At 73.3% G+C, this 16,197-nt stretch carries 14 protein-coding genes; 2 read left to right on the top strand and 12 right to left on the bottom strand.

Annotation, left to right across the window (positions count from 1 at the left end):
* Window positions 1-42 precede the first annotated feature (42 nt).
* The 9 genes from IE244_RS16600 to infC form a co-directional block, all read right to left on the bottom strand.
* Window positions 43-1,383 (bottom strand): NsdA family TPR-like regulatory protein, encoded by a 1,341-nt coding sequence (locus IE244_RS16600; protein WP_191874295.1) that lies wholly within the window; start codon window positions 1,381-1,383, stop codon window positions 43-45.
* A 192-nt stretch (window positions 1,384-1,575) separates the two neighbouring features.
* Window positions 1,576-2,649, bottom strand: a complete 1,074-nt coding sequence (locus IE244_RS16595) for a PP2C family protein-serine/threonine phosphatase (protein WP_191874294.1) — start codon at window positions 2,647-2,649, stop codon at window positions 1,576-1,578.
* A 185-nt stretch (window positions 2,650-2,834) separates the two neighbouring features.
* Window positions 2,835-5,357 (bottom strand): phenylalanine--tRNA ligase subunit beta, encoded by a 2,523-nt coding sequence (gene pheT / locus IE244_RS16590; RefSeq protein ID WP_191874293.1) that lies wholly within the window; start codon window positions 5,355-5,357, stop codon window positions 2,835-2,837.
* Entirely contained in the window at window positions 5,357-6,478 is a 1,122-nt protein-coding gene (pheS, locus tag IE244_RS16585; protein WP_191874292.1) for a phenylalanine--tRNA ligase subunit alpha, read from the bottom strand. Before pheS ends, pheT begins: the two co-directional genes overlap by 1 nt.
* 125 nt (window positions 6,479-6,603) lie before the next feature.
* Window positions 6,604-7,737, bottom strand: a complete 1,134-nt coding sequence (locus IE244_RS16580) for a sensor histidine kinase (RefSeq protein ID WP_191874291.1) — start codon at window positions 7,735-7,737, stop codon at window positions 6,604-6,606.
* A 50-nt stretch (window positions 7,738-7,787) separates the two neighbouring features.
* A complete protein-coding gene (locus IE244_RS16575; RefSeq protein ID WP_191874290.1) occupies window positions 7,788-8,642 on the bottom strand; it encodes a TrmH family RNA methyltransferase in 855 nt (284 codons plus the stop codon).
* Window positions 8,643-8,843: 201 nt separating this feature from the next.
* Complete coding sequence (gene rplT, locus IE244_RS16570) at window positions 8,844-9,227, bottom strand: 50S ribosomal protein L20 (protein WP_016642495.1); 384 nt, start codon at window positions 9,225-9,227, stop codon at window positions 8,844-8,846.
* A 96-nt stretch (window positions 9,228-9,323) separates the two neighbouring features.
* Complete coding sequence (gene rpmI / locus IE244_RS16565; RefSeq protein WP_003977225.1) at window positions 9,324-9,518, bottom strand: 50S ribosomal protein L35; 195 nt, start codon at window positions 9,516-9,518, stop codon at window positions 9,324-9,326.
* Window positions 9,519-9,631: 113 nt separating this feature from the next.
* A complete protein-coding gene (infC, locus tag IE244_RS16560) occupies window positions 9,632-10,270 on the bottom strand; it encodes a translation initiation factor IF-3 (protein ID WP_229854162.1) in 639 nt (212 codons plus the stop codon).
* A 380-nt stretch (window positions 10,271-10,650) separates the two neighbouring features.
* On the opposite strand from infC, the gene IE244_RS16555 reads away from it, so the two are divergent.
* Window positions 10,651-11,007, top strand: coding sequence for a DUF1844 domain-containing protein (locus IE244_RS16555; protein WP_191874288.1), 357 nt, complete (start codon window positions 10,651-10,653; stop codon window positions 11,005-11,007).
* Between the two features lies 1 nt (window position 11,008).
* Here the strand turns inward: IE244_RS16555 and IE244_RS16550 are convergent, their stop codons facing one another.
* The gene (locus tag IE244_RS16550) at window positions 11,009-11,740 is read right to left on the bottom strand and encodes an SseB family protein (protein WP_191874287.1); all 732 of its coding nucleotides are present in this window, start codon (window positions 11,738-11,740) and stop codon (window positions 11,009-11,011) included.
* A gap of 129 nt (window positions 11,741-11,869) precedes the next feature.
* On the opposite strand from IE244_RS16550, the gene IE244_RS16545 reads away from it, so the two are divergent.
* Window positions 11,870-12,814: a serine hydrolase gene (locus tag IE244_RS16545; protein ID WP_191874286.1), complete on the top strand. Its 945-nt coding sequence runs from the start codon at window positions 11,870-11,872 to the stop codon at window positions 12,812-12,814.
* 199 nt (window positions 12,815-13,013) lie between these two features.
* On the opposite strand, the gene mycP is transcribed toward IE244_RS16545, so the two are convergent.
* Together mycP and IE244_RS42030 are read right to left on the bottom strand one after the other, a co-directional pair.
* On the bottom strand, window positions 13,014-14,201 hold the full coding sequence (gene mycP, locus IE244_RS16540; RefSeq protein WP_191874285.1) for a type VII secretion-associated serine protease mycosin: 1,188 nt from the start codon (window positions 14,199-14,201) through the stop codon (window positions 13,014-13,016).
* The gene (locus tag IE244_RS42030) at window positions 14,198-16,045 is read right to left on the bottom strand and encodes a hypothetical protein (protein ID WP_229854153.1); all 1,848 of its coding nucleotides are present in this window, start codon (window positions 16,043-16,045) and stop codon (window positions 14,198-14,200) included. Before IE244_RS42030 ends, mycP begins: the two co-directional genes overlap by 4 nt.
* Window positions 16,046-16,197: the final 152 nt, after the last annotated feature.

Below are 16,197 nucleotides of genomic sequence, written 5' to 3'. Positions count from 1 at the left end.
CAGCAGAGACTTGCTCAGGCCTACACCACGGCCGACGGAGTCCTAAAGCGGTACGCGCAGTGCCCCGTCGATGAGTTCGGCGGCCTCGGCGGTGTCGGCCGAGTCGCAGCGCGCCAGATGGTCGCGTACCGCGCGCAGTCTGTCGCGCAGCCGCTGGGACTCCATCCCGCGGGCCTGCTCGGCCATCTGCACGGCGGTCGCCGACGCCTTGTCGGCGTTGCCCTGGCGCAGCTCGATGGTGCTGAGCATGGCGAGCCGGTGCACGCGCCCGCGGTCGTGGGCGGGGTTGTCGACCGCCGCCGCGGCATGCTCCCGGGCGGCGGCCAGCTCGCCGAGGCTCAGCAGCGCCTCGGCCACCTGCACATTGACCAGTCCCGGCTGGACATAGCCCGTCTCGTCGGGCTCGTACCCGCGCCGGATGCGTTCAGCCGCCGTCTCCGCGCGCCGGATGCAGGACAGGGCGCTGCCGGAGTCGCCGAGGTGGGCATAGGCCTTGGCCTGCATCGCGTACAGGTCCGAGGCCAGCGCCGGGGTGATGTGCTTGCCGGCGGCCCGCAGCGCGGCCTCGGCGAAGGCGACGGCCTGCCGGAACTCCCGCATGAACAGCGACTGGTTGACCAGCAGGGCTATCACATACGCGCCAAGGCCCCGGTCGCCACTGGCCTTTGCCAGCCGCAGGGCCTGGTGGAAGTAACGCTGGGCGAGTCCGTGGGCGTCGGAGTCGTACGCGCAGATACCCGCGATGGCCACCAACCCGCCCGTGGCCCGGTGCAGTTGGCGTCCGGTCGCGTCGGTGTAGCTGCCGCGCAGCAGGGGGGCCGCCTCGGCGTTGAGGAAGCCGACGATCCGGGTGCGGGTCGCGATGCCGCCGGCCTTGCGGTACATCTGCTCGTAGTGCGTACGGGCCGCGCGCAGCGTGTCGATGTCGGCCGCGGTGACCCGGTGCAGGCCGCCCCGGGAGACATCCACGTCCTCGGGCGGGTTCTCCCACTCCCACACCGGCATGACGGCCGGGGTGCCGGTGACGGCGGGGGCGCCGAGCACATGCGGCCGCTCCTGTTCGTCGGACCGCCACAGCGCGGTGGCGCGTTCGACGAACCCGTTGAGCGACCCGGCGTGCGGTGTGCTCGGCTCACCCGGCACTCCGAGGCCGATGTCGTCCAGGGTGACCGGCCGGTGCAGGCGCGCCGCCAGCACCTCGCAGATCAGGTCGGGCACCTGGCCGCGCGGTCGCTGGCCCTTCAGCCAGCGCGCCACGGCGGTGTGTTCGTACCGCAGAGCGAGGCCCCGTTTCCGGCCCGCCTGGTTGACGTGGGCGGCGAGACCGGCGTGCGAGATCCCCGCCTCGTCCAGGATCGCGTCGAGCAGAGTGTTCGGCTGCATGGGATGCCCCCCGGGTGGCCTGGTGCGGTCAGCGTAGTGACTCCGCCTTCACACGGGGTGTGAACGAAGTACTCGCATCCGCGCTGTACACGTGTTGTCGCTCAGCGTGTTCCGCCGGTTGACTGGGGATCCGGCCAAGCCGCCGGCTCCCCCTCGAAAAGCGGTGGCTTGGCCGGGTCGGACGACCACGGGCTAGCGGTGCGTGGTCGGCTGCGGATCCGTGGGTGCCTGCCGGGCCGTTCCCCGCGCCCCTGGACAGGAGAGCCTGCCTCTCGTGCGATCGTTCCGCAGGACCAGGACCGCTATGTCGTCCCTCGGGCCGTTGGCCGTGTGGTGCAGGAGGGCGGCGAAGAGCGTGCGCAGGACCGTCTGGGGCGAGACCGGCTGATCGCGTACGGCCTCACGCAGGGCCGTCGGCAGGGAGAAGAACCGGCCCTTGGCGTCCCGTGCGTCCTCCACACCGTCGGTGAAGAGGACCAGGCAGTCACCGGGGAGCAGGTGGCCACAGGGGTGGGCCTCCAGGTCCTTCGGCAGCGGGAAGGGGCCCAGCGGCGGAAGCGGATCCACCCCGCTCAACGGCTCGACCCGCGCACCGTTGATGCGATACGGCCATGGATGGCCGCAGTTGAGGGCCCGAAGCCCGCCCTCCCCGTCGATCTCCAGGAGCACCAGGGTGACGAACTCCTCGGCGACCGGGTGGTCGGGGTCCGGGCCGTCGTGCGCAGGGTGTTCCGCGCGGGCCCGTTCGCGCAGGTGCCGGCCGAGCGCACGCTCCAGCCGGCGCAGGACGCCGCCGAGTTCGGGCTCGTCGTGGGCCGCCTCGCGGAAGCTGCCGAGGACGGCGGCGACGGTACCGAGGGCGGCCAGACCGTGCCCGCGTACGTCCCCCATCACCACCCGCACCCCGTGCTCGGTGGCGATCGCCTCGTACAGATCGCCGCCGACGCACGCGCCCCGCTCCGCGGAGAGCTGGGCGGCGGCGAGGACCAGCCCGTCGAGACGTGGCGGCAACGGACGCAGGACGACGCTCTGCGCCGCCCGTGCCACCCGGCGGGCCTGCCGCAGCTCACGCAGCAGGGCGCGGCGGACGTGGAGTATCAGCCCGGCACCGACGGCGAAGAACACGGCGCTGGTGACGACACGCGCGCCGAAACCGTCCTGCTGGGCGCTCGGACAACCCCACTTATAGCCGACCGCCACGGCTCCCCAGAGCATGGTCAGTACGACTCCACGCGCGGTGGGCGCCCGTGCCTTGATGCGGTTCATGCCTCTGGTCCCCCAAGTGGGCCCTGACAGAGCAGACGGACCGACCCCGAAAGGCCGGTCCGATTCTGTCCACGGCAGGGCTCCGGGCGGACCGGATCACCTCCGATGACCACCCGAACGAGTGAGGACACCCAGGCCAACCTGCATTTATGCAGCTGGCGGTGGGGAAAGGGTCCCCGCGGCGCTCAGCCCCTCAGCACCGCACCCGTACGCTCGCCCGCGAGGGCGACCGCCGCGTCCCGGGCAGCCGAGGCCTCGTCCACGGTCAGCGTCCGGTCGCCCGCACGGAACCGCAGCGCGTACGCCAGCGACTTCTTGCCGTCCCCGAGCTGCTCGGCGTTCTCGTAGACGTCGAACAGCCGGATGGACTCCAGCAGTTCACCCGCGCCCGCGCGCAGCGCCGCCTCGACCTCGGCGGTCGGGACGGGCAGGTCGACCACGAGGGCGACGTCCTGCGTGGCGACCGGGAACGTGGAGATCCGCGGCGCCTGCGGAACGCCGTCGCCCACCGCCTCCAGGGCGTCCAGGTTCAGTTCCATCGCGCAGGTGCGCTCGGGCAGTCCCAGGGCCTTCAGGACACGCGGGTGCAGTTCTCCCGCGTGGCCCACGACCGTCTCCGCACCGTCGGCGACGACCACCAGCTCGGCGCAGCGGCCGGGGTGCCAGGGACCGTACTGCCCCTTGCGCACGACCAGCTCGGCGCCGGCCTCGCGCGCGACGACACGCGCCGCCTCGACCGCGTCGGCCCATGCGGCCGGACGGCCCTTGCCCCACCAGCCGGCCTGCTCGCGGGCGCCGGTGAGGACGACGGCCACGTGCCGCGGCTGCTCGGGCAGCGCGGCGTTCAGCGCGGCGATCTCCTCGTCGGTGGGACGCCGGTCGACGGGCAGGTGCGTGGCGGCGGGCCGCTCCTCGCGGGGGTGGAACACCAGCCCCGTCTCGAACAGGGCCAGGTCGTGGCCACCCCGCCCGTCGTTGCGCCGCAGCGCACCGAGCAGCCCCGGCAGCAGCGTCGTGCGCAGCGCGGGCTCCTCGTCACTGAGCGGGTTGACCAGCTTGACGACGCGGCGGGCCGGGTCGTCGGACTCCAGGCCGAGCTGGTCGAAGACCTGCTCGCTGACGAAGGGGTAGTTCGGCGCCTCGACGTAGCCCGCTCCGGCCAGCGCGCGGCCGACCCGGCGGTGCAGCCGCTGGCGGTGGGTCAGGCCGCGGCCCGAGGGGAGCTTGGGCAGCGTGGAGGGCAGGTTCTCGTAGCCCTCCAGACGGATGACCTCTTCGGCCAGGTCGTTCGGGTCGGCCAGGTCGGGGCGCCAGGACGGGACGGTGACGATCAGCTCGTCCTGCCCGTACACGTCGCAGCCGACCTCCTGGAGGCGGCGGACGACCGTCTCACGGCCGTAGTCGACGCCCGCCACCCGGTCCGGGTGGTTGGCCGGGAGGGTGATGGTGTGCGGGGCCGAGGGCGCGATGACCTCGGTGACACCGGCCTCGGCCGTGCCGCCCGCGAGCAGCACCAGCAGGTCCACGGTGCGCTGCGCGGCGGCCGCGGCGGCCGCGGGGTCGACACCGCGCTCGAAGCGGCGGGACGCCTCGGACAGCAGCTTGTGCCGGCGGGCCGTGCGGGCGATGGAGACGGCGTCGAAGTGGGCCGCCTCGATCACCACGTCGGTCGTGCCGTTGACGCCGTCCTCGCCGACCTCGTGGTCGGCGATCTCCGTGTTGGCGCCGCCCATCACGCCGGCGAGGCCGATCGGGCCGCGCTCGTCGGTGATGACCAGGTCTTCGGCGTGCAGCTTGCGCTCCACACCGTCGAGGGTGACGAGCTTCTCGCCCTCCTGGGCGCGGCGCACACCGATGGTGCCCTGGACCAGCGTGCGGTCGTAGGCGTGCAGCGGCTGGCCCAGCTCCATCATCACGTAGTTGGTGACGTCGACGGCGAGCGAGATCGGGCGCATGCCGACCTTCTGCAGCCGGCGCTGCAGCCAGATCGGGGAGCGGGCCTCGGGGCGCAGGCCGGTGACCGTGCGGGCGGTGAAGCGGTCGCAGCCGAACGGCTCGGAGACCTGCACCGGGTAGCCGAAGGCGTTCGGGGCGGGTACGTCGATCAGCGCCGGGTCGCGCAGCGGCAGGCCGTAGGCGATGGCGGTCTCGCGGGCGACGCCGCGGATGGACAGGCAGTCGCCGCGGTTGGCGGTGACGGCGATGTCCAGGACCTCGTCGACCAGCTCCAGCAGCTCGATGGCGTCCTTGCCGACCTCGGTCTCCGGCGGCAGCACGATGATGCCGTGGGTGCCGTCGTCGCCCATGCCCAGCTCGTCGGTGGAGCAGATCATGCCGTGGGACGTCTTGCCGTAGGTCTTGCGGGCGGCGATGGAGAAGCCGCCGGGGAGCGTGGCGCCGGGCAGGACCACGACGACCTTGTCGCCGACCGCGAAGTTGCGGGCGCCGCAGACGATCTCCTGGGGCTCGCCGGTGCCGTTGGCCTGGCCGACGTCGACGGTGCAGAAGCGGATCGGCTTCTTGAAGCCCTCCAGCTCCTCGATGGTCAGTACCTGGCCGACGACCAGCGGGCCCTTGAGGTCGGCGCCGAGCTGTTCGACGGTCTCGACCTCCAGGCCGGCGGAGACGAGCTTCTCCTGGACGTCGCGGCCGGTTTCCGTCGCCGGCAGGTCGACGTACTCCCGCAGCCAAGAAAGCGGGATCCGCATCAGATCTCCATCCCGAACGGCCGGGTGAACCGGACGTCACCCTCGACCATGTCTCGCATGTCCTCGACGTTGTGGCGGAACATCAGCATCCGCTCGATGCCGAACCCGAAGGCGAAGCCGCTGTACTTCTCCGGGTCGACCCCGCAGGCGGTGAGCACCCGCGGGTTGACCATGCCGCAGCCGCCCAGCTCGATCCAGCCCTCGCTGGAGCAGGTGCGGCAGGGCCGGTCGGGGTTGCCGACGGACTCGCCCTTGCAGACGTAGCAGAGCATGTCCATCTCGGCGCTCGGCTCGGTGAAGGGGAAGAAGTTCGGCCGCAGCCGGGTCTTCATGCCCTCGCCGAACAGGGACTGGACCATGTGGTCCAGGGTGCCCTTGAGGTCGGCCATGGTCAGGCCCTCGTCCACGGCGAGCAGCTCGACCTGGTGGAAGACGGGCGTGTGCGTGGCGTCCAGCTCGTCGGTGCGGTACACGCGGCCGGGGCAGATCACGTAGACCGGCAGCTCGCGGTCGAGCAGCGAGCGGATCTGGACCGGCGAGGTGTGGGTGCGCAGCACGACACCGCTCTCGGTGCCGCCGTCGGGGCCCTGCACGAAGAACGTGTCGGCCTCGCCGCGGGCCGGGTGGTCCGGGCCGATGTTGAGGGCGTCGAAGTTGAACCACTCGGCCTCGACCTGCGGGCCCTCGGCGACCTCGTAGCCCATGGCCACGAAGATGTCCTCGATGCGCTCCGAGAGGGTGGTGAGCGGGTGGCGGGCGCCGGCCGGGACGCGGTCGTACGGCAGCGTGACGTCGACGTCCTCCTCCACCAGCACGCGGGCGTCGCGCTCGGCCTCCAGCTCGGCCTGGCGGGCGGCGAGGGCCTTGTTCACGGCGCCGCGGGCCATGCCGACCCGCTTGCCGGCCTCGGCCTTGGCGTGCGGGGGCAGGGCGCCGATCTCGCGGTTGGCCAGGGCCAGCGGGGAGGCCGGGCCGGTGTGGGCGACCTTGGCCTCGTGGAGCGCGTCGAGGGAGCTCGCTGCGGCGAAGGCGGCGAGCGCCTCGTCCCGCATGCGCTCGATCTCTTCCGGTTTCAACGCCTCGACCTCGACTGGGTCGTACGACTTATTGGGTGCCGACATCTCTTCCCGTGCTTCCGATTGCTGGCGGATGGTCCCCGAGACCGTGGGTGGGCCGTGTGAAGGACACAAAGGTGCCAAAGGCCGAGTCTAACGGGGCGGAGGTAGGCGAATGCGCCCGTGGGCCACTAGGCGAGATACGCCGGGGCCGCCACGGGCAACGTAAATCGGAACTCGGCGCCGCCGACGGAGGCGCGGCCGACCGTGATGGTGCCGCCGTGGGCCTCGACGATGCCCTTGACGATGTACAGCCCGAGGCCGGTGCCGCCGCGCTTGCTGCCCCGCCAGAAGCGGGTGAAGACGCGGTTCATGGACTCCTCCGGGATGCCGGGCCCCTCGTCGCTCACCGTGACCGATGTGCCGGTTTCCTCGCCCTCGCGCGGGGATGCGCAGGGCGTGACGTCAATGGTGACGGTTCCCTCGCCGTGCCGCACCGCATTTTCGATGAGGTTGCTGAGCACCTGGTCGATCTTGTCGGGGTCGGCCCACAGGGCGGGCAGCGGCTGCTCGATGCGGAGCAGGAAGCGGCCGGCGGGCTGGCCGGCGGCGACGTAGGCCTGGATGTGCCGGGAGACGGCGGCCCCGATGTCGACGGGCTGCCGGCGCACCTCCAGGCGCCCGCTGTCGATCCGGGAGATGTCGAGCAGCTCGGCGATGAGCCGGGTGACGCGGTCGGCGTCGGCGTCGACGGTCTCCAGCATCAGCCGCTTCTGGTCGTCGGTGAAGCGTTCCCACTTGGCGAGGAGCGTGGCGGTGAAGCCCTTGACGGAGGTCAGGGGCGAGCGCAGTTCATGGGCGACGGTCGCTATCAGCTCGGCGTGGCTGCGCTCGGTGCGGCGGCGGGCCTCGGTGTCCCGCAGCGAGACGACGACCTGCCGGACGGGTCCGAGCGGCTCGTCGCGCACGTACCGCGCGGAGACCAGCACCTCCCTTCCGCCGGGCAGCAGCAGATTGCGCTCCGGCTGCCGCACCCGGATCGCGAGCCCGCGGTAGGGGTCGGTGAGCTGCCACCAGCGGCGGCCCTCCAGATCCTCCAGCGGCAGCGCCTTCTCCAGGGGGCGGCCGAGGGCGTCGGCGGCGCGCTGGGCGGTGATGCGGGCGGCGGCGGCGTTGAAGCAGACGACACGGCCGTGCTCGTCGGCGACGACGAGGCCGTCGGGCAGCTGGTCGGGGTCGAAGCCCGCGTGATCGCCGTGCCGGGGCAGGGGAGCGCGCCGCCCGTCCCGTCCCCCCGGCGCGGTGCTCGTGCCGGCCACACTCATCCCCGTACCCCACCTCTCAGACGGCGCAGGGCCCCGCACTGGTCACCCTACTAGCTCTCGGTGACGGAGCGGCACCCTCCGGAGGCGCGCTGTGCACGGGCCGACGCGTAGAGACATACGGCGGCTGCCGTGGCGAGGTTCAGGCTCTCGGCCTTTCCGTGGATGGGGACGCGGACGACGGCGTCGGCGAGCGCCCGGGTCTCCGCCGGCAGCCCCCAGGCCTCGTTGCCGAACACCCAGGCGGTGGGCCCGCCCATGCTCCCCTTGTCGAGTTCGTCGTCGAGGTCGTCGGTCCCCGCGCCGTCGGCGGCGAGGATCCGCACGCCGGCGCCCTTCAGCCCCTCGACGGCCCGCTCGACGGGCACGCCCACGGCGACGGGCAGATGGAAGTGGGAGCCCACCGAGGCGCGTACGGCCTTGGGGTTGTACAGGTCCACGGAGGCGTCGGTGAGGATCACGGCCTCGGCGCCGGCGGCGTCGGCGCAGCGCAGCACGGTCCCGGCGTTGCCGGGGTCGCGCACATGGGCGAGCACGGCGACCAGTTTCGGCCGGGCGGCGAGGATCTCCTCGAACGGCGTGTCCAGGAACCGGCACACCCCGACCAGGCCCTGCGGGGTGACGGTGGTGGAGATCTCGGCGATGACCTCTTCGGAGGCGAGGTGCACGCGGGCGCCGGCGGTCCGTGCGGCCCCGATGATGTCGGCGTAGCGCTCCGCGGCCTCGACGGTGGCGAACAGCTCGACGAGGGTGGAGGCGCCGTCTGCCCGGTGCCCGGCCGCTTCCCTGACGGCCTGCGGCCCCTCCGCGAGAAACAGCCGGTCCTTGCCCCGGAAGTTCCGCTTGGCGAGCCGCCGGGCGGCGGCGACACGGGCGGACCGGGGGGAGATCAGCTCGGGGGTGGGCATCCTGTCCCTCACCTTCAAGAAAGTCTTCGTGGTGCGGCGCCGGCGCGCCGCAACGCCCGTAAGGGGCGCGGGGACCTGCCCGATCAGCCCGCACCGAGCCGCAGCCGAACGGAAGGGCCGGGCCACCCCCCAACAGCAGGACCCGCAAGCCATGAAGCCTGCGGGTCCTCCAGTGAACGTCGGCCTAAGGCCAGCGCAGCGTCACGCAGCCTTGGGCGCGTTGACGTCCGACGGCAGCGCCTTCTGCGCGACCTCGACGAGCGCGGCGAACGCGTTCGCGTCGTTCACGGCCAGCTCGGCCAGGATCTTGCGGTCGACCTCGATGTTCGCGGCCTTCAGGCCCTGGATGAAGCGGTTGTAGGTGATGCCGTTGGCGCGGGCAGCGGCGTTGATGCGCTGGATCCACAGCTGACGGAAGTCGCCCTTGCGCTTCTTGCGGTCGTTGTAGTTGTAGACCAGCGAGTGGGTGACCTGCTCCTTGGCCTTGCGGTACAGGCGCGAGCGCTGACCGCGGTAGCCGGAGGCCTGCTCGAGGATCGCCCGGCGCTTCTTGTGGGCGTTGACTGCCCGCTTGACGCGTGCCACTTGTTAACTCCTTGTAGCGGGGTCGTGGGGGTACTCACACGACCCGGAATCGATTCGGTCCCGGTCCAGACGCACGGCGCTCAGCGCGCCGCGCCGTCACTTGCCGAGAAGCTTCTTGATCTTCGCGGCGTCGCCCGGGGCCATCTCGGCGTTGCCGGTGAGGCGACGCGTGACGCGGGACGACTTGTGCTCGAGCAGGTGGCGCTTGCCGGCACGCTCGCGGAGCACCTTGCCGGAGCCGGTGATCTTGAAGCGCTTGCTGGCACCGCTGTGCGACTTGTTCTTCGGCATAGCGCCGTTATCTCCTCGTCGGTGGCGCTCCGGTGCCCGGTCGTGAAACCGGGCACGATGGAGCGTCGCTCTCTTGTATCGGTTACATCCTCGGGGACGTACGTCCCCCGGGATCACGCCTCGGCGGGCTCCTCGGCGGACGCCTCAGCCTCGGCAGGGTTCTGCGACCGACCGGGGTTCGCCTTCGCCTCGGCCTTGCGGGCCTCCTGCGCCTGGCGGGCCTCGGCCATGGCCTCGGTCTTCTTCTTGTGCGGACCGAGGACCATGATCATGTTGCGGCCGTCCTGCTTCGGGTTCGACTCGACGAAACCGAGGTCCTGGACGTCCTCCGCGAGCCGCTGCAGCAGCCGGTAGCCCAGCTCGGGCCGGGACTGCTCGCGACCACGGAACATGATCGTGATCTTGACCTTGTCGCCCTGCTTGAGGAACCGGACGACGTGACCCTTCTTGGTGTCATAGTCGTGCGGGTCGATCTTCGGCCGGAGCTTCATCTCCTTGATGACCGTGTGCGCCTGGTTCTTGCGCGCCTCACGGGCCTTCATGGCCGACTCGTACTTGAACTTCCCGTAGTCCATGAGCTTGCACACGGGCGGACGGGCGTTCGCCGCGACCTCGACCAGGTCCAGGTCGTACTCCTGCGCAAGCTCCAGTGCCTTAGCGAGGGGGACGATGCCCACCTGCTCGCCACTGGGACCGACAAGTCGCACCTCGGGAACGCGAATCCGGTCGTTGATGCGGGGCTCGGCGCTGATGGATCCTCCTCGGTAGCACCACGCGACGGTCTGGCGGACAGCCGCGTAACGTCTTTGTTCGTAAGACCTAACCGCGCCGACGCACAAAAAATGCCCCGGACGATCACAGGCGGGGCTCCAACGGCAACCGGAGCACCGCCGCGGTGACCGCGGGGCGCAGTTCGGGCGGCTCCATCGTCCGTACGGAACGATGGTGGCCGCCTGACCGGGTGACCCGCCGCCCCGGGGGACGGTCAGGTGGGAGTTCGGAGCCTCCACTTGTGGGCTGGGCGCCCTGTTGTTAGCAGGGGATGTCCAGCCGGTCGTCACACAAGGTTAGCAGGACCGCCGGGGAAGGGCTAATCGAGGACCTCGCCGGCGGACCGCCTATGGTGTGGGGCATGAGTGAGACCCCTCCTGAGAACCCCGACTTCGACGCGATGACCCGGGACATCGCCGAGGTCCCCGCCGTCGAGGTGATCGTGACGGTCGCCGTCAACCTGATGAGCGCCGCCGCCGTGAAGCTCGGGCTGAGCGAGGAGGGCGAGAAGTACAAGGACCTGGACGAGGCCCGCAAGCTGATCACCGCGCTCGCCGGTCTGCTGGACGCGAGCGCGACCGAGATCAGCTCCTTCCACGCGGCCCCGCTGCGCGACGGCCTGAAGTCGCTGCAGCTGGCGTTCCGCGAGGCGTCGATCGTCCCGGACGACCCGGGCCAGGGACCGGGCGAGAAGTACACCGGCCCGGTCTACGGCTGACCTACTCCTTGATGTACAGGGGCTCGCCCGGAGGCGTGGTCCCGGCCGGCAGCAGTGCCAGGTCGAGGCCGCGCACCAGGCGGGCCCTCAGTGTTTCGTCGGCGGCGAGACGCGCGGCGACCGCACGGGCGGCCGGGGCGGGCGCCACGGCCGGGTCGAGGACGAGGGCGAGGGTGCCGTCGGCCTGTCCGGGCCCGAGGTGGGCGCGCAGCACGGCGGGCTCCGCCGCCACGACGGCACGCACCGCCGTCACGACGGCCGGGTCGGCGAGCGGGTCGGTGCTGGTGCGGCCCTCGGCGAGGGCGAGCAGCGCCGGGCCGGTCAGCTCGAACGGCACCGGTCCGGCGAGGTCCAGCACGAGCGTGTCGGCCTTCTCGTGGGCGGCGGCCTGAAGCGCCTGGTGCAGGGGTACGGCGACCGGGCGGGCCTCGGGGTCCCAGCGGGCGAGGGCGTCGGTGGAGGTGAACGCGGGCAGGGCGGTGCGGTGACCGGACTTCAGGGTGGGGACGGCCATGTCGCTGGTCTTCTCGCGGCGCAGCCCGTTCTCGTCCTCCTCGACCTCGCCGAGCACGGCGACGACGGGGACGAGCAGGCGGGCGCCCTTGAGCGCCTGGAGCACCGGGCCCAGGGCGCCGCGGTCCTCGGCCCAGGCGGCGAGCGCGGCACTCAGTGCGGGGTCGGCGGAGCCGTCGTCGTCGGAGAAGCCGGGGTCGGGAATGTTCTTGTTCGCCACGGTCACCGACCCTATAGGCACCTCCCCGGACCGCCGCACAGGAGCCTTCACCGAAGTCTCAGCGTTCCCTGATCCCCGTCTCATGCGCGTCCCACGCGGCGCACAGTCCGCGCCCCGAGCATCGCGGCCATGGAGTCCTCCGGAGCCCGCCGGGGCCGTCGTGCGCGTCCGCCCCGGCGCCGTCCGCTGCTGTACGCCGCGCCGGCCGTGGTCGCGGCGGGCGGGGTCACGGCCGGCGGCACCGCCTGTGTGAAGGCGCGGGCGCGCCCGGGGCCGGCGGCCGTATCGTCGGCGGCGCCCCCGGTCGCCTCCCCGGCCGGGGCGGGAAGGGAGGCATCCGTGACGGAGCCGGCGGTGGACCGGGACGCGCTGCTGGGCAAGGCGATGGCGAGGGTGGGCGTGCCGTCGGGCGCGCGGGTGTCGGCGGCGGTGCGGGCGGTGGACTCCGGTGAGAGCGCCGCGTACGGCGACGCGGCCTTCGACACGGCGAGCATCGTCAAGGTCGACATCCTGGCCGCGCTGCTGCTCCAGGCGCAGGACGCGGGACGGCGGCTGACGGCGGCGGAGCAGGCATGCGCCACGAAGATGATCGAGAACAGCGACAACGCGTCCGCGACGACGCTGTGGCACACCATCGGGCGGGCGGCCGGCCTGGACGCGGCCAACCAGCGCTTCGGGCTGACCGCGACCCAGGGCGGCGAGGGTGAGCTGTGGGGTCTGACCCAGACCACGGCGGCGGACCAACTCCGTCTGCTGCAGCAGGTGTTCACGGCGGACTCCCGGCTGAGCGCGGCCTCCCGGACATCCCTGCAGGGGCTGATGAAGTCGGTCGAGGCGGACCAGCAGTGGGGGGTGTCGGCCGCCGCGGAGGGCAACGCGTGGGCGCTGAAGAACGGTTGGCTGGCGCGCAGCACGACCGGGCTGTGGGACGTGAACAGCATCGGACGGGTGACGGTGGACGGCACCGACCATCTGGTCGCGGTGCTGTCGGAGGGCACGCGGAGCCAGGCCCGGGGCATCGCGCTGGTGGAGGAGGCGGCGCAGGCGGCGGTGTCGGCGTTCATCGGCAAGTGATTCGCTGTGAACCGGCAGGTGATCGAGGTCCGGGCGTCAAGCGATCTGGAGCGCGGTGCTTCCCGTACGCCCAACTCGCCGATCTCTCCTGGCCGGTGGCCTCGCGGCCGCCGCGGCAGCCGCCGCTCCCCTGTCGGTGTCCGCTCCGGCAGGCCCTCGCCGCACGGCTGCCGGAGCCGGTGCGGAGGACGCCGCGCCCTCAGCCCGTCTCCCTGCGGCCCCGCCACAGCACCACGCCCGCCACCAGCAGGACCCCGCCGGCGCTGCCGGCCAGCGGGCCCGCCCAGTCGGAGGCCGAGGAGGTGGCCTGGGGGGCGTCCGGGCCGGCGCCGAAGTACTTCTCGCCGTACGACGCCACCTGCAGGCCCTGCGGTCTCAGACGTCCGGCCGCCTTCAGCGCCGCCGCCGGGTCGATCATGCCGAAGCCGCGGGAGTCGTCCCGGCCGCCGGCCGGCGCGTCCCGGGCGGTGTCCTCCAGGAGCGACTTGACCTGGGCCGGGCTCAGGTCCGGGTGGGCGGCCTTGATCAGCGCCGCCGCGCCGGAGACGAAGGCGGAGGCGGCCGAGGTGCCCCAGCCCTCGTAGTACTTGTGGTCGGGGTCGGCGATGACCACGTTGACGCCGGGCGCGCTGACGGCCGAGTACCAGCGGCGGGTCGAGAAGGAGGCGCGGGTGCCGTACTTGTCCACGGCGGTCGCGGCGATGACGCCGGGGTAGGCCGCCGGGTAGGAGATGTGGTCGCCCTTGTCGCCGCCGTTGCCCGCGGAGGCGACGACCACCACGCCCTTCTTCAGGGCGTACTGCACGGCCTCGTCCTCGCTGGGCTCGGGGTGCGCGGAGTTCGAGTCGTCGCCGAGGGAGAGGTTGATGACGTCGGCACCGTGGTCGGCGGCCCAGCGGATGCCGTCGGCGAGGGCGTTGCCGCGGCTGGTACGGGCCTTGGCGCGGGCGGGGTCGCCGTCCTCCAGGATCACCCGCACGGGCAGGATCTTCGCCTCGGGAGCGACGCCCATGACGCCGGCGGTGCCGCCCGGGCCGTGGCCGTGCCCGGCGATGATGCCGGCCATGGCCGTGCCGTGCCGTGCCCACGTGCGGTCGCCGGGCCCGGCGCCGAAGCCGATCATGTCCTTGGCGGGCAGGACGTTGCCGGCGAGGTCGGGGTGGCCGGCCTCCACGCCGGTGTCCAGGACGGCGACCGTGACGCCGCGGCCCTTGGTGGTGTGCCAGGCCTCGTCCAGGTGCAGCGCCGACAGGGCCCACTGCTGGACGCGGATGCCGTCGGCGTGGGCCGCGGTGGACGGCAGCAGGGCGAGAGAGCCGCCGAGCAGCAGGCTCAACGCCGCTCCGGCCCGGTGCACGCGGGCGCGGGCGCATATCGATCGCCTCATGAAGGTTTCTCCGTGGCCGTGCCGATGCTCTGGCGCAGGCGCCGCTCGATGCGGTCGGCCAGGCCCTGGGCCTCGTTTCCGAGACCTGCCTGGGCCGGTGCGGTGGTGGCACCGTCGCTGACGGCGTCGGCGGCGGCCTGGGGCGCGTCGACGCTGCGGCCGTCGGCCCAGCCGGAGACGGCGTAGGCGACGACGGGGGCGTCGGTGAGGACGGAGATGGTCCAGGAGGCGCGCTGCTCGTCCCCGAAGCCGGCCGCGGGGGTGCCCTCGGCCGCGTACGGGCGGGGCATCAGATCGGTCCGCCGGTCCAGGCGCTCGGTGCGGAAACGGTGGGCGAGCGCGGACATGGCGGCGGGGTCGGCCTTGGTGAACAGCAGGCCGACCGTGGTGACGTAGCTCTGGGTGGCGTCGGTGTAGGTGGCGCGCAGCAGCCGCTGGCAGCCGAGGGGGGCCAGGACCTTCCCCAGCAGCGGGTCGAAGGCGTGGGCGCAGCCGCTGTCCGGGGCCACGGCGATCCTGGTCCAGGTGCGGTCGGCGCCGCCGGGGCCGGCACCGGTGCCCTGGACGGTGGGCGGGAAGAGCTGGTCCACGGGGGCGTTGTGCCAAAGCGTCCCGGCGGTGGCGAAGCGGTCGCCCGGGGCGTCGTCCCCGTCGCCGGTGAGCCAGATCCCGGTCACGGCACCGCCGATGAGGCCGAGGCCGAGCACGAGACAGGCGGCGGCCACGGCGGTGCGGCGCCCGGCCAGGTGTGGGGTCGGCTCGCCGAAGGCCTCGGGCTCCGCGAACGACACGACGGGCCGCGCGGCCGCGGCGGCACTCCAGGACAGCGCCGGGTCCGGCACGGCCGAGGCCGGGGACGCCGCCGGGCCGACCGGACGGGCGGGCGCGAGGGGACTCCACGCCGCGGCCTGCGCGCGCCCGGCGGACACGGCGGCGGTACGGCGCTCACCACCGCGCGCGGCAGGCACGGGCGCGCCGCCGGAGCTCCCGGGCTCCGCGGACCCGGTGACCGGCCGGACCTGGGCCGTCGTCTCCGCGGAGGTCTCCGCCGGACGTCCCGGCCGCCGGGGCGCAGGGTCCGTGCGGTGGACGGAGCCGTCGCTACGCGGCTCACGCCCCGTGCTGGGCGGAGCATCGGGGAACCGGGCCGAGGCGGGCGGCGGGGGCGGAACGACGGGCTCTGCGCCCTCGGGCCCCACGGGGTACCGGCCACGCACGCCGACACCCCTGTCGGAGCCCTCCCCCGCCAAGGGGCCCTCGCCCGCGGCCCGTCCGGAGCCACCGGCGGACGGGCGTCCGGCACCGCCGGCGGTCGTCCGGTCGTCCCGCCCGTCAGCACCGGCGGAGGACGAGCCGGTGCCCGCAGCCGGACCGGGGCGCACGAACCCCGCGGCGGACTCCCGGCCGTCACGCGCGAAGCCACCGGTGCCGGTCAGGCCGTCGTGGGCGAAGTCACCCGTGGACGGCCGGCGCTCGTGGGCGAAGCCCCGGGCGACGGGCGAGCCGCCGCGTGCCGGACCGTCGCCCGCGGCCGGGGGGCCGTCGGCGGGTGCGGTGCCCCCGGCGGGCGGCAGTCCGGTCCGGGCCGGGGCGCCGGCGGGCGGGCGGGGTGTGCGGGGGGTGAAGACCGACGGCTCGTCGTCGGGGTCCTCGGGCAGCGCTGCCGGAGCCGGCTGGGGCGCCGGGGTGGGTGCCGGCGGGCCCTGGGGTGTGCGTGGTGCGGGCGGCTCGGTGCCCGCGCCGGCCGGGCGGGCGGGCGGGGTCGAGGGGCGTGGCGGGACGGACGGGCGGGGTGGGGCCGCGGGGCGCGGGGGGATGGGTGCGTGGCGCGCTTCCGTGCTCATGCACCCCCCGTTTCCTCGTGCCCGGGCGTCCTCACGTACGCGGGCCGCTGCGCTGCTCGGCCGCACCCGGTGCGGAAGCTCCGTCCCGGGCACGCATACCCGTACGGCCGGACCGGCATCCCGGTTCAGGTGAAAGCGGCCGAGCGCCTTCC

The organism is Streptomyces filipinensis (assembly GCF_014649495.1).
In the GTDB taxonomy this organism is placed as follows: Bacteria; Actinomycetota; Actinomycetes; order Streptomycetales; family Streptomycetaceae; genus Streptomyces; species Streptomyces filipinensis.
This window is presented reverse-complemented; position numbering and strand designations above follow the sequence as displayed.

Bases quoted from the DNA above. Each gene is read 5' to 3' on its own strand.
- IE244_RS16600 (WP_191874295.1), bottom strand. From the start codon at position 1,383: ATGCAGCCGAACACTCTGCTCGACGCGATCCTGGACGAGGCGGGGATC.
- IE244_RS16595 (WP_191874294.1), bottom strand. From the start codon at position 2,649: ATGAACCGCATCAAGGCACGGGCGCCCACCGCGCGTGGAGTCGTACTG.
- pheT (WP_191874293.1), bottom strand. From the start codon at position 5,357: ATGCGGATCCCGCTTTCTTGGCTGCGGGAGTACGTCGACCTGCCGGCG.
- pheS (WP_191874292.1), bottom strand. From the start codon at position 6,478: ATGTCGGCACCCAATAAGTCGTACGACCCAGTCGAGGTCGAGGCGTTG.
- IE244_RS16580 (WP_191874291.1), bottom strand. From the start codon at position 7,737: ATGAGTGTGGCCGGCACGAGCACCGCGCCGGGGGGACGGGACGGGCGG.
- IE244_RS16575 (WP_191874290.1), bottom strand. From the start codon at position 8,642: ATGCCCACCCCCGAGCTGATCTCCCCCCGGTCCGCCCGTGTCGCCGCC.
- rpmI (WP_003977225.1), bottom strand. From the start codon at position 9,518: ATGCCGAAGAACAAGTCGCACAGCGGTGCCAGCAAGCGCTTCAAGATC.
- IE244_RS16555 (WP_191874288.1), top strand. From the start codon at position 10,651: ATGAGTGAGACCCCTCCTGAGAACCCCGACTTCGACGCGATGACCCGG.
- IE244_RS16545 (WP_191874286.1), top strand. From the start codon at position 11,870: ATGGAGTCCTCCGGAGCCCGCCGGGGCCGTCGTGCGCGTCCGCCCCGG.
- mycP (WP_191874285.1), bottom strand. From the start codon at position 14,201: ATGAGGCGATCGATATGCGCCCGCGCCCGCGTGCACCGGGCCGGAGCG.
- IE244_RS42030 (WP_229854153.1), bottom strand. From the start codon at position 16,045: ATGAGCACGGAAGCGCGCCACGCACCCATCCCCCCGCGCCCCGCGGCC.